Below are 10,375 nucleotides of genomic sequence, written 5' to 3'. Positions count from 1 at the left end.
TCAGGTGCTGTGCAAGCCCGCTTCGGTGAAGCCGCACACGAAGTTCGAGGCTGAGGCCTACATCCTCACCAAGGAAGAAGGCGGCCGTCACACGCCGTTCTTCGCGAACTACCGTCCGCAGTTCTACTTCCGCACGACCGACGTCACCGGCACCGTGCAGCTGCCGGAAGGCACCGAAATGGTGATGCCGGGCGACAACCTGAAGTTCAACGTCGAACTGATCGCCCCGATCGCCATGGAAGAAAAACTCCGCTTCGCCATCCGCGAAGGCGGCCGCACCGTCGGCGCGGGCGTCGTCTCGAAAATCATCGCTTAATTGCAATTGGAAGAGGGGCGGGCTCGGCACGTTGCCGGTCCCGCTTCCCGCCAAGCCCGAGGGCACCACATGACTCAGACTATCCGTATCAGGCTGAAAGCCTTCGATTACCGCGTGCTGGACGCCAGCACGCTGGAAATCGTCAACACGGCCAAGCGGACCGGCGCGCAAGTGCGTGGCCCGATCCCGCTGCCGAACAAGATCGAGAAGTTCACGGTTCTCCGTGGTCCGCACATCGACAAGAAGTCGCGCGACCAGTGGGAAATCCGGACGCACAAGCGTCTTCTCGACATCGTCGATCCGACCCCGCAGACCGTGGACGCGCTGATGAAGCTCGACCTCGCTGCCGGCGTTGACATCCAGATCAAAGTTTGAGGGAGCACCTGAACATGCGCTCTGGAGTTATCGCAAAGAAGCTGGGCATGACCCGGCTGTTCCTCGAAGACGGCAAGCAGGTTCCTGTCACCGTTCTTCAGCTTGATGCATTGCAGGTCGTGGCCCAGCGGACCGCCGATCGGGATGGCTACACCGCCGTCCAGCTCGGCGCAGGCGTGGCCAAGGCCAAGCGGACCACCGCCGGCATGCGCGGCCACTTCGCCAAGGCGAATGTCGAGCCGAAGCGCAAGATCGCGGAATTCCGGGTTACCCCGGATTGCCTGATCGGCGTGGGCGAAGAGATCACCGCGGACCACTATTTCGCGGGTCAGTTCGTCGATGTCGCCGGCACCTCGATCGGTAAGGGCTTCCAGGGGGCGATGAAGCGTCACAACTTCGGCGGCCTCCGGGCGTCGCATGGTGTGTCGGTCTCGCACCGTTCGCACGGCTCGACGGGCCAGTGCCAGGATCCGGGCAAGGTCTTCAAGGGCAAGAAGATGGCCGGCCACATGGGCGCCGTCCGCGTCACCACGCAGAACCTGCAGGTTGTGCGCACCGACAGCGACCGCGGCCTCATCATGATCAAGGGCGCCGTCCCCGGATCGAAAGGTGGCTGGGTCACGATCAAGGACGCGGTGAAGAAGCCGGTTCCGGACAACGTGATCATCCCCGCCGCGCTGCGCTCGGCCGCCCAGGCTGCCCATGCCGCAGCACTCGCCGCTGCCGAGGCTGCCGCCGCCGCTGAAGCGGAACACGCCGCCGCCATGGCTGCCGAACAGGCTGCCACCGAAGAAGCGGCTCTCGCTGCTGCCGAACAACCCTCCACCGGAGGCGACACCGATGAAAACTGATGTGATCAAGCTGGACGCGAGCAAGGCTGGCTCGATCGATCTCGACGACGCGATCTTCGGTCTCGACCCGCGCGCCGACATCCTGCACCGCGTGGTGCGCTGGCAGCGGGCGAAAGCCCAGGCCGGCACCCACTCGACGCTGACGCGGTCGGAAGTGTCCTACTCGACGAAGAAGATCTATCGCCAGAAAGGCACCGGCGGCGCTCGCCACGGTTCCAAGAAGGCGCCGATCTTCCGCCACGGCGGCGTCGTGAAGGGCCCGACCCCGCGCAGCCACGCGCATGACCTGACGAAGAAGTTCCGGGCCCTCGGCCTGAAGCATGCTCTGTCGGCGAAGGCGCAGGCTGGCAGCCTGATCGTGCTCGAAGACATCGTCATGGGCGAGGGCAAGACGGCTCTGCTGGCCAAGGCGGTCAAGGAGCTGGGCTGGAAGCGCGTGCTCATCATCGACGGCGCCGAAGTGAACGAAAACTTCGCTATGGCCGCCCGCAACCTCGAGGGCGTCGATGTGCTGCCGTCGATGGGCGCGAACGTGTATGATATCCTCAAGCGTGACACGCTCGTGATCACCAAGGCGGGTATCGAAGCTCTGGAGGCACGTCTGAAATGACCGTGAAACCCGAACATTACGACGTGATCCGCAAGCCGATCATCACCGAGAAAGCGACGATGGCTTCTGAAGCCAACGCCGTTGTCTTCCAGGTGGCGATGGATGCGACCAAACCCGCGATCAAGGAAGCCGTCGAGGCGATCTTTGGCGTGAAGGTGAAGGCGGTCAACACCACCATCACCAAGGGCAAGGTCAAGAAGTTCAAGGGTCGCCTCGGCGTCCGCTCGGACAAGAAGAAGGCCTATGTGACGCTCGAAGAGGGAAATACCATCGACGTCAGCACCGGCCTTTGATAGAAGGCCACGAATCTCACGGCCCCGGTTCTCCGGGGCCGTGGATTTTTTCAAGACGGGGATCCTCGGAGCCCTAAACCGGACCAGCAATGGTCCTCGAGCTAACGGAAGACAGAGAGCATGGCACTCAAGTCGTATAAGCCGACGACGCCTGGCCAACGCGGGTTGGTTCTGATCGACCGTTCGGAGCTTTGGAAAGGCCGCCCGGTCAAGACCCTCACTGAAGGTCTGACCAAGACGGGTGGACGGAACAATACCGGACGCGTCACGATGTGGCACAAGGGCGGTGGGGCGAAGCGCCTTTACCGCATCGTCGATTTCCGGCGGAACAAACTCGACATGGCGGCAGTCGTCGAGCGGATCGAATACGACCCGAACCGGACCGCCTTCATCGCGCTGGTGAAATACGAGGACGGCGAACTCGCCTATATCCTTGCGCCGCAGCGCCTCGCCGTGGGTGACTCGGTCATCGCCGGCGCCAAGACCGACGTGAAGCCGGGCAACGCGATGCCGTTCTCCGGCATGCCGATCGGCACGATCGTCCACAACGTCGAGCTGAAAGCCGGCAAGGGCGGCCAGATCGCCCGTGCGGCGGGCACCTATGCCCAGTTCGTCGGCCGCGACGGCGGCTATGCCCAGATCCGCCTCTCTTCGGGCGAGCTGCGCATGGTGCGTCAGGAATGCATGGCCACGGTTGGCGCGGTGTCGAACCCCGACAACTCGAACCAGAACTTCGGTAAAGCCGGCCGGATGCGTCACAAGGGCGTTCGCCCGACCGTTCGCGGTGTGGCCATGAACCCGATCGACCACCCGCACGGCGGCGGCGAAGGCCGCACCTCGGGCGGCCGTCACCCGGTCACCCCGTGGGGCAAAGGCACCAAGGGCAACCGCACCCGCAAGAGCAAGGCTTCGGACAACCTCATTGTCCGCTCGCGTCACGCGAAGAAGAAAGGGCGCTAATCCATGTCTCGTTCCGTTTGGAAAGGCCCCTTCGTTGACGGCTACGTCCTGAAAAAGGCCGAAAAGTCGCGCGAGTCGGGCAAGAACGAAGTGATCAAGATCTGGTCGCGTCGCTCCACCATCCTGCCGCAGTTCGTCGGTCTGACGTTCGGCGTCTACAATGGCAAGAAGCACATCCCGGTCGCCGTGACCGAGGAGATGATCGGCCAGAAGTTCGGTGAATATTCGCCGACGCGGACCTACTACGGTCACGCCGCCGACAAGAAAGCGAAGAGGAAGTAATCCATGGGCAAGGAAAAGAACCCGCGCCGCGTGGCCGAAAACGAAGCGATGGCGAAAGCCAAGATGCTTCGCACCTCGCCGCAGAAGCTGAACCTCGTTGCCGGCCTGATCCGCGGCAAGAAGGTGGACAAGGCGATTGCCGACCTCACCTTCTCGAAGAAGCGCATCAGCCAGGACGTGCTGAAGTGCCTGCAGTCGGCCATCGCCAACGCCGAGAACAACCACGGTCTTGACGTGGACGAGCTCGTCGTCGCCGAAGCCTTCTGCGGCAAGAACCTCGTGATGAAGCGCGGCCGTCCGCGGGCGCGTGGTCGTTTCGGCAAGATCATGAAGCCGTTCAGCGAGATCACGATCAAGGTCAAGCAAGTCGGGGAGACTGCGTAATGGGTCAGAAGGTCAATCCGATCGGCATGCGCCTTCAGGTCAACCGGACCTGGGACAGCCGCTGGTTCGCCGAGTCGAAAGACTACGGCAACCTGCTGCTCGAAGATCTCAAGATGCGCGAGTTCATCCACGACTACGCCAAGCAGGCCGGCGTGTCGAAGGTGATCATCGAGCGTCCGCACAAGAAGTGCCGTGTGACGATCCACACGGCGCGTCCGGGCGTGATCATCGGCAAGAAGGGCGCGGACATCGAGACGCTTCGCAAGAAGCTCGCGGCGTTCACCAAGTCCGAACTGCACCTGAACATCGTCGAGATCCGCAAGCCGGAACTGGACGCCCAGCTAGTGGCCGAGTCGATCGCCCAGCAGATGGAGCGTCGCGTGTCCTTCCGTCGCGCCATGAAGCGTGGCGTGCAGAACGCGATGCGGATCGGTGCGCTCGGCATCCGCGTGAACGTCGGTGGCCGTCTCGGCGGCGCCGAGATCGCGCGGACCGAATGGTACCGTGAAGGCCGTGTGCCGCTGCACACGCTGCGCGCCGACATCGACTATGCGACCTGCGAGGCCGTGACCCCCTACGGGATCATTGGCGTCAAGGTGTGGATCTTCAAGGGTGAAATCCTTGAGCATGATCCGCAGGCGCATGATCGTCGTCACTCCGAAGCCCAGGAAGGCGCTGCACCGCGTCAGCCGCGCCGCGAACGCGCGTAAGGGAGCAAGAAGATGCTGCAACCGAAACGGACCAAGTTCCGCAAACAGCACAAGGGCCGCATTCACGGCGAAGCCAAGGGCGGCTTCCTGCTGAACTTCGGCACCTTTGGACTGAAAGCCACCGAACCCGAGCGCGTCACCGCGCGGCAGATCGAGGCGGCCCGCCGCGCGATCACCCGCCACATGAAGCGCCAGGGCCGGGTCTGGATCCGGATTTTCCCGGATGTCCCGGTCTCGTCGAAACCCACCGAGGTGCGGATGGGTAAAGGCAAGGGCTCCGTCGACTACTGGGCGGCCAAGGTGAAGCCGGGCCGGATCATGTTCGAGATCGACGGCGTGGCGGAGACGGTCGCGCGTGAGGCCCTGCGCCTCGGCGCGATGAAGCTGCCGGTGCTGACCCGCGTCGTCGTCCGCGAAGACTGGTAAGAACACCGGGGGCAACCCCGGGACAGAAGGCTCCGCCCCTGACGGCGGGGCCTTTTTTTATTGGCCGCAGGCGGGCGGCGAAAGCGCTGAGGAGGGAATCTTTTCCTTGCCCTTCCGGCACCGCTCCGGTAAACGACCGCATCCAGCGACTTCCGGCTCCGGGATTCGCAGGTTCATCATTGATCCACCGGGTTCAGTGTAACCCTGCAGTACGGGCAGGGGCGCTCTGGTGATTGAGAAGGGAATGGCGATGAACGCCTCGGAACTGAAATCGAAGACGCCCGACCAGCTGCGTGATCAGCTCGTCGCGCTGAAGAAGGAGGCGTTCAACCTGCGCTTCCAACAGGCCACCGGCCAGCTTGAGAACACCGCCCGCGTGCGTGCCGTCCGTCGTGACGTTGCCCGCATCAAGACGGTCCTGAACCAGAAAGCCGCTGAAGCGGCGGCGAACTGAGGAGCACGCACATGCCCAAACGCATCCTGCAAGGCACCGTGACGAGCGACAAGAACGAGCAGACCATCACGGTTCTGGTCGAGCGCCGCTTCAAGCATCCGCTGCTGCACAAGACCGTCCGCAAGTCCAAGAAGTACCGGGCCCACGACGAGAACAACACCTACAAGACCGGCGATCAGGTCCGCATTGAAGAGTGCGCCCCGATCTCGAAAACGAAACGCTGGACGGTGGTCACTGAAGCTTCGGCTTGAGTCCGCTTTCCGGTTCTGACGAAACCCTGGGGCTCGGTAATCCGGTCAGTCCCCAAAGGTCGGGAGAAACCAAATGATCCAGATGCAGACCAATCTGGATGTAGCTGACAACTCCGGCGCTCGCCGGGTTCAGTGCATCAAGGTTCTGGGTGGTTCCCACCGCCGCTACGCCAGCGTCGGCGACATCATCGTGGTGTCGGTGAAGGAAGCCATCCCGCGCGGTCGCGTGAAGAAAGGTGACGTCCGCAAGGCCGTCGTCGTGCGCACCGCCAAAGAAGTCCGTCGTGAAGACGGCACCACCATCCGCTTCGACCGCAATGCCGCCGTCATCCTGAACAACCAGGGCGAACCCGTCGGCACCCGTATCTTCGGGCCGGTCGTGCGCGAGCTGCGTGCGAAGAACTTCATGAAAATCATCTCGCTGGCGCCGGAGGTGCTCTGATGGCTGCGAAGCTGAAAAAGGGCGACAAGGTCGTCGTGCTGGCCGGTAAGGACAAGGGCAAGCAGGGGGAAATCACCTCTGTCGCGCCCAAGGACAACAAGGCCATCGTCGAAGGCGTCAACATCGCCATCCGTCACACCAAGCAGAGCCAGGCCTCGCAGGGCGGCCGCATCGCGAAAGCGATGCCGATCGACCTGTCCAACCTCGCGCTGCTGGATGCCAACGGCAAGGCCACCCGCGTCGGTTTCCGCATGGACGGCGACAAGAAGGTGCGTTTCGCCAAGACCACGGGAGATGCAATCTGATGCTCGACCAGGCAACCTATACCCCGCGCCTCAAGTCTTCCTACAAGGAGCGCGTCCGCGCCGCCCTGAAGGAAGAGTTCGGCTACAAGAACGACATGCAGATCCCGCGTCTGGACAAGATCGTGATCAACATGGGCGTCGGCGAAGCCGTCAAGGACACCAAGAAGGTGAAAGCCGCGGCTGAAGAGCTGTCGCTGATCGCCGGCCAGAAGGCTGTCGTCACCCACGCGAAAAAGTCGATCGCCGGCTTCCGCGTGCGTGAAGAGATGCCGCTCGGCTGCAAGGTGACCCTGCGCGGCGACCGGATGTACGAATTCCTCGACCGTCTGATCACCATCGCGCTGCCCCGCGTCCGCGACTTCCGCGGCGTGAAAGGCACCTCGTTCGACGGCCGTGGCAACTATGCCATGGGCCTGAAGGAACAGATCGTCTTCCCGGAAATCGAATTCGACAAAGTCGATGAAGTGCTCGGCATGGACATCATCATCTGCACCACCGCGAAGACCGACGCGGAAGCGAAGGCACTGTTGAAGCAATTCAACATGCCTTTCATCAGCTGATCGCGGGAGGAAAGAGATAATGGCGAAGAAATCCATGATCGAACGCGAAGTGAAGCGCGCCAAGCTGGTGAAGCAGTATGCTTCCAAGCGGCTCGCGCTGAAAGAGATCGCGAAGAACACCGAACTGCCGATGGAGCAGCGCTTCAAGGCGCAGCTCAAACTGGCAAGCCTGCCCCGCAACTCGTCCGCCACGCGGCTGCACAACCGGTGCCAGCTGACGGGCCGTCCGCATGCGTATTATCGCAAGCTCAAACTCTCGCGCATCATGCTGCGGGAACTGGCCTCGTTCGGTCAGATCCCCGGCATGGTCAAGTCGAGCTGGTAAGGAGGTTCAACCATGATGATGAACGATCCTCTCGGCGATATGCTTACCCGTATCCGCAACGCGCAGATGCGTGGCAAGTCCACCGTCAAGACCCCGGCCTCGAAACTGCGCGCCTGGGTGCTGGATGTGCTGGCTGACGAAGGCTACATCCGCGGCTACGAGAAAGCCGAGTCCGACAACGGACAAGGCGAAATCACGATCAGCCTGAAGTACTTCGAAGGCGCTCCGGTCATCAAGGAACTGAAGCGCGTCTCGAAGCCCGGTCGTCGGGTCTACATGGCCACCAAGGACCTTCCGAGCGTCCGCAATGGTCTTGGCGTCTCGATCATCTCCACGCCGAAAGGCGTCATGTCCGATGCAGCAGCACGCTCCGCCAACGTTGGCGGCGAAGTGCTCTGCACCGTGTTCTGAGGAGGGTATAATGTCTCGTATCGGCAAGAAGCCCGTTCCGCTGCCGCAAGGCGTGTCGGCCTCGATCTCGGGTCAGTCCGTAGAAGTGAAGGGGCCGAAAGGCACCCGCAGCTTCCGCGCGACCGACGACGTGACGCTCACGGTGGAAGAGAACACCGTGAAAGTGACGCCGCGCGGCACGTCCAAGCGGGCGCGCCAGCAGTGGGGCATGGCCCGGTCGCAGGTCGAAAACTTGGTGACCGGCGTGACCACCGGCTTCAAGAAAGAGCTGGAAATCCAGGGCGTGGGTTACCGCGCCGCCATGGCCGGCAATGTGCTGAAGCTCTCGCTGGGCTACAGCCACGACGTGAACTTCGACGTTCCGGAGGGCGTGACCGTCACGACTCCGAAGCAGACCGAAATCATTGTGGAAGGCATCGACCAGCAACTCGTTGGTCAGGTCGCTGCGAACATCCGCGAGTGGCGTAAGCCCGAGCCCTACAAGGGCAAGGGCATCCGCTACAAGGGCGAGTTCATCTTCCGCAAGGAAGGCAAGAAGAAGTAAGGGGCGCAACAATGGCGAACACGAAAAGAGATCTGTTCCTCAAGCGCCGCCTGCGCGTCCGGAACAAAATCAAGGCGATGGCAAACGGGCGCGCGCGCCTGTCTGTGCACCGCTCCAACAAGAACATCAGCGTGCAACTGATCGACGACCTCAATGGCGTGACGCTTGCGGCGGCTTCGACCCTCGAAAAGGATCTGGGCTTCGTCGGCAAGAACAACGTCGAGGCTTCGGCGGCAGTCGGCAAGGCAATTGCCGAGCGCGCGAAGCAGGCCGGGATCGAAGAGTGCTACTTCGACCGCGGTGGTTTCCTCTTTCACGGCAAGATCAAGGCTTTGGCCGAGGCAGCCCGTGAAGGCGGCCTGAAGTTCTAAGGAGACGATGATGGCAGAGAGAGAGAACCGCCGGGACCGCAGCGACCGTCCGTCGCGCGATGAGACCCCGGAATTCGCCGATCGTCTCGTGGCGATCAACCGCGTGTCGAAAACCGTGAAGGGTGGTAAGCGCTTCGGCTTTGCCGCTCTCGTGGTGGTCGGCGACCAGCGCGGCCGCGTCGGCTTCGGCAAGGGCAAGGCGAAAGAAGTGCCCGAGGCGATCCGCAAGGCGACCGAGCAGGCCAAGCGGCAGATGATCCGCGTCGCCCTGCGCGACGGCCGGACGCTGCACCACGACATGGAAGGCCGTCATGGCGCCGGCAAGGTGGTCATGCGGACCGCCGTTGCGGGTACCGGCATCATCGCCGGTGGTCCGATGCGTGCGGTGTTCGAGATGCTCGGCATCCAGGACGTCGTCGCCAAGTCGATGGGCTCGCAGAACCCCTACAACATGATCCGCGCCACGATGGACGGTCTGAAGCAGGAATCGAGCCCGCGTCAGGTTGCCCAGCGTCGCGGCAAGAAGGTTGCCGAGATCCTGCGCAAGCCCGAAGCCGAAGTGGTGGAGGCATAATCATGGCCGACAAGAAAACCATCGTCGTGAAGCAGGTGGCCTCGGCCGCCCGGCGTCCCGCGATTCAGACCGCGACCCTCAAGGGTCTCGGCCTGAACAAGATGAACCGCACCCGCGAGCTGGAAGACACGCCTTCCGTGCGCGGCATGGTCAACAAGATCTCGCATCTTGTGAAGATCATCGAAGAGCGCGGCTGAACAGTGCAGGGTGCGCCTTGGCGCACCCGCCGACATGAAGGACGCGCGGGCTTGATCTGCGCGTCCTTTCCTTTTATCAGGCGCGGGTGGAGTCGCCCCGGCGAGCTCCCGCGTTTGAACCGTCAAGCAACAAGAAACGCCGTGTTTGCCCTGTCCGTCGCAGGTGGGGCAGTTCCGGCCAGGAGAATGCGACATGAAACTTCATGAACTTCACGACAATGCCGGCGCCACCAAGAAGCGCAAGCGCGTCGCCCGCGGCCCGGGTTCGGGTTCGGGCAAGACCGCCGGCCGTGGTATCAAGGGCCAGAAATCGCGTTCGGGCGTCGCCATCGGCGGCTACGAAGGCGGCCAGATGCCGCTCTACCGGCGTCTGCCGAAGCGCGGCTTCAACAAGCCGAACCGCAAGGACTGGGCTGTCGTCAACCTGGGCCTGATCCAGAAATTCGTCGACGCCGGCAAGCTCGACGCCGCGCAGCCGATCGACGAGGCGATGCTGGTCGCCGCCGGCGTCACCGGCCACAAGCGTGACGGCATCCGCATCCTCGCCAAGGGCGAGATCAGCGTGGCGCTGACCCTCAACGTGTCGGGCGCCTCGGCTCCGGCCATCGAGGCGATCGAGAAGGCTGGCGGGTCGATCACGCTCCGCGGGCCGAAGGAAGAGGCAGCCAGCGCAGAATAAGGTTGTGAGCGCGGCCTATCGCGCTTACATCCTCTGACAGTTTTCCTGCGCCGCC

At 62.9% G+C, this 10,375-nt stretch carries 22 protein-coding genes; all 22 read left to right on the top strand.

Annotated elements, in window-relative coordinates:
• The coding region (locus C5F48_RS12595) for an EF-Tu C-terminal domain-related protein (RefSeq protein ID WP_502525974.1) at positions 1 to 316 on the top strand (316 nt) is incomplete at its 5' end.
• A gap of 69 nt (positions 317 to 385) precedes the next feature.
• Positions 386 to 691 carry a 30S ribosomal protein S10 gene (rpsJ, locus tag C5F48_RS12590; RefSeq protein ID WP_107664261.1) on the top strand — a complete coding sequence of 102 codons (306 nt, stop codon included), beginning with the start codon at positions 386 to 388 and terminating at the stop codon, positions 689 to 691.
• A 14-nt stretch (positions 692 to 705) separates the two neighbouring features.
• Positions 706 to 1,542, top strand: a complete 837-nt coding sequence (gene rplC, locus C5F48_RS12585; protein ID WP_107664260.1) for a 50S ribosomal protein L3 — start codon at positions 706 to 708, stop codon at positions 1,540 to 1,542.
• Positions 1,532 to 2,152: a 50S ribosomal protein L4 gene (gene rplD, locus C5F48_RS12580; protein ID WP_107664259.1), complete on the top strand. Its 621-nt coding sequence runs from the start codon at positions 1,532 to 1,534 to the stop codon at positions 2,150 to 2,152. The genes rplC and rplD overlap by 11 nt, the downstream gene beginning before the upstream one ends.
• Complete coding sequence (locus C5F48_RS12575) at positions 2,149 to 2,445, top strand: 50S ribosomal protein L23 (RefSeq protein WP_107664258.1); 297 nt, start codon at positions 2,149 to 2,151, stop codon at positions 2,443 to 2,445. The genes rplD and C5F48_RS12575 overlap by 4 nt, the downstream gene beginning before the upstream one ends.
• Positions 2,446 to 2,565: 120 nt before the next feature.
• Positions 2,566 to 3,405 carry a 50S ribosomal protein L2 gene (gene rplB / locus C5F48_RS12570; RefSeq protein WP_107664257.1) on the top strand — a complete coding sequence of 280 codons (840 nt, stop codon included), beginning with the start codon at positions 2,566 to 2,568 and terminating at the stop codon, positions 3,403 to 3,405.
• 3 nt (positions 3,406 to 3,408) lie between these two features.
• On the top strand, positions 3,409 to 3,687 hold the full coding sequence (gene rpsS, locus C5F48_RS12565) for a 30S ribosomal protein S19 (RefSeq protein WP_107664256.1): 279 nt from the start codon (positions 3,409 to 3,411) through the stop codon (positions 3,685 to 3,687).
• A gap of 3 nt (positions 3,688 to 3,690) precedes the next feature.
• Complete coding sequence (rplV, locus tag C5F48_RS12560) at positions 3,691 to 4,071, top strand: 50S ribosomal protein L22 (protein ID WP_107664255.1); 381 nt, start codon at positions 3,691 to 3,693, stop codon at positions 4,069 to 4,071.
• Positions 4,071 to 4,781, top strand: coding sequence for a 30S ribosomal protein S3 (gene rpsC / locus C5F48_RS12555; protein WP_107664254.1), 711 nt, complete (start codon positions 4,071 to 4,073; stop codon positions 4,779 to 4,781). The genes rplV and rpsC overlap by 1 nt, the downstream gene beginning before the upstream one ends.
• Before the next feature lie 12 nt (positions 4,782 to 4,793).
• On the top strand, positions 4,794 to 5,207 hold the full coding sequence (rplP, locus tag C5F48_RS12550) for a 50S ribosomal protein L16 (RefSeq protein WP_107664253.1): 414 nt from the start codon (positions 4,794 to 4,796) through the stop codon (positions 5,205 to 5,207).
• Between the two features lie 250 nt (positions 5,208 to 5,457).
• Positions 5,458 to 5,661 (top strand): 50S ribosomal protein L29, encoded by a 204-nt coding sequence (rpmC, locus tag C5F48_RS12545; RefSeq protein WP_107664252.1) that lies wholly within the window; start codon positions 5,458 to 5,460, stop codon positions 5,659 to 5,661.
• An 11-nt stretch (positions 5,662 to 5,672) separates the two neighbouring features.
• Positions 5,673 to 5,912 carry a 30S ribosomal protein S17 gene (rpsQ, locus tag C5F48_RS12540; RefSeq protein ID WP_107664251.1) on the top strand — a complete coding sequence of 80 codons (240 nt, stop codon included), beginning with the start codon at positions 5,673 to 5,675 and terminating at the stop codon, positions 5,910 to 5,912.
• Between the two features lie 73 nt (positions 5,913 to 5,985).
• Positions 5,986 to 6,354: a 50S ribosomal protein L14 gene (gene rplN / locus C5F48_RS12535; protein WP_002722508.1), complete on the top strand. Its 369-nt coding sequence runs from the start codon at positions 5,986 to 5,988 to the stop codon at positions 6,352 to 6,354.
• Complete coding sequence (gene rplX / locus C5F48_RS12530) at positions 6,354 to 6,659, top strand: 50S ribosomal protein L24 (protein WP_107664250.1); 306 nt, start codon at positions 6,354 to 6,356, stop codon at positions 6,657 to 6,659. The genes rplN and rplX overlap by 1 nt, the downstream gene beginning before the upstream one ends.
• A complete protein-coding gene (gene rplE, locus C5F48_RS12525) occupies positions 6,659 to 7,219 on the top strand; it encodes a 50S ribosomal protein L5 (RefSeq protein WP_107664249.1) in 561 nt (186 codons plus the stop codon). The genes rplX and rplE overlap by 1 nt, the downstream gene beginning before the upstream one ends.
• A 19-nt stretch (positions 7,220 to 7,238) precedes the next feature.
• Entirely contained in the window at positions 7,239 to 7,544 is a 306-nt protein-coding gene (rpsN, locus tag C5F48_RS12520; protein ID WP_107664248.1) for a 30S ribosomal protein S14, read from the top strand.
• A 12-nt stretch (positions 7,545 to 7,556) separates the two neighbouring features.
• Positions 7,557 to 7,955, top strand: coding sequence for a 30S ribosomal protein S8 (gene rpsH / locus C5F48_RS12515; protein WP_107664247.1), 399 nt, complete (start codon positions 7,557 to 7,559; stop codon positions 7,953 to 7,955).
• A 10-nt stretch (positions 7,956 to 7,965) separates the two neighbouring features.
• The gene (rplF, locus tag C5F48_RS12510) at positions 7,966 to 8,499 is read left to right on the top strand and encodes a 50S ribosomal protein L6 (RefSeq protein ID WP_107664246.1); all 534 of its coding nucleotides are present in this window, start codon (positions 7,966 to 7,968) and stop codon (positions 8,497 to 8,499) included.
• Positions 8,500 to 8,510: 11 nt separating this feature from the next.
• Positions 8,511 to 8,870: a 50S ribosomal protein L18 gene (rplR, locus tag C5F48_RS12505; protein ID WP_107664245.1), complete on the top strand. Its 360-nt coding sequence runs from the start codon at positions 8,511 to 8,513 to the stop codon at positions 8,868 to 8,870.
• 10 nt (positions 8,871 to 8,880) lie between these two features.
• A complete protein-coding gene (gene rpsE / locus C5F48_RS12500; protein WP_107664244.1) occupies positions 8,881 to 9,444 on the top strand; it encodes a 30S ribosomal protein S5 in 564 nt (187 codons plus the stop codon).
• A gap of 2 nt (positions 9,445 to 9,446) precedes the next feature.
• Entirely contained in the window at positions 9,447 to 9,641 is a 195-nt protein-coding gene (rpmD, locus tag C5F48_RS12495) for a 50S ribosomal protein L30 (protein WP_107664243.1), read from the top strand.
• Positions 9,642 to 9,834: 193 nt separating this feature from the next.
• The gene (rplO, locus tag C5F48_RS12490) at positions 9,835 to 10,320 is read left to right on the top strand and encodes a 50S ribosomal protein L15 (RefSeq protein ID WP_107664242.1); all 486 of its coding nucleotides are present in this window, start codon (positions 9,835 to 9,837) and stop codon (positions 10,318 to 10,320) included.
• Positions 10,321 to 10,375: the final 55 nt, after the last annotated feature.

The organism is Cereibacter changlensis JA139 (assembly GCF_003034985.1).
In the GTDB taxonomy this organism is placed as follows: Bacteria; Pseudomonadota; Alphaproteobacteria; order Rhodobacterales; family Rhodobacteraceae; genus Cereibacter; species Cereibacter changlensis.
This window is presented reverse-complemented; position numbering and strand designations above follow the sequence as displayed.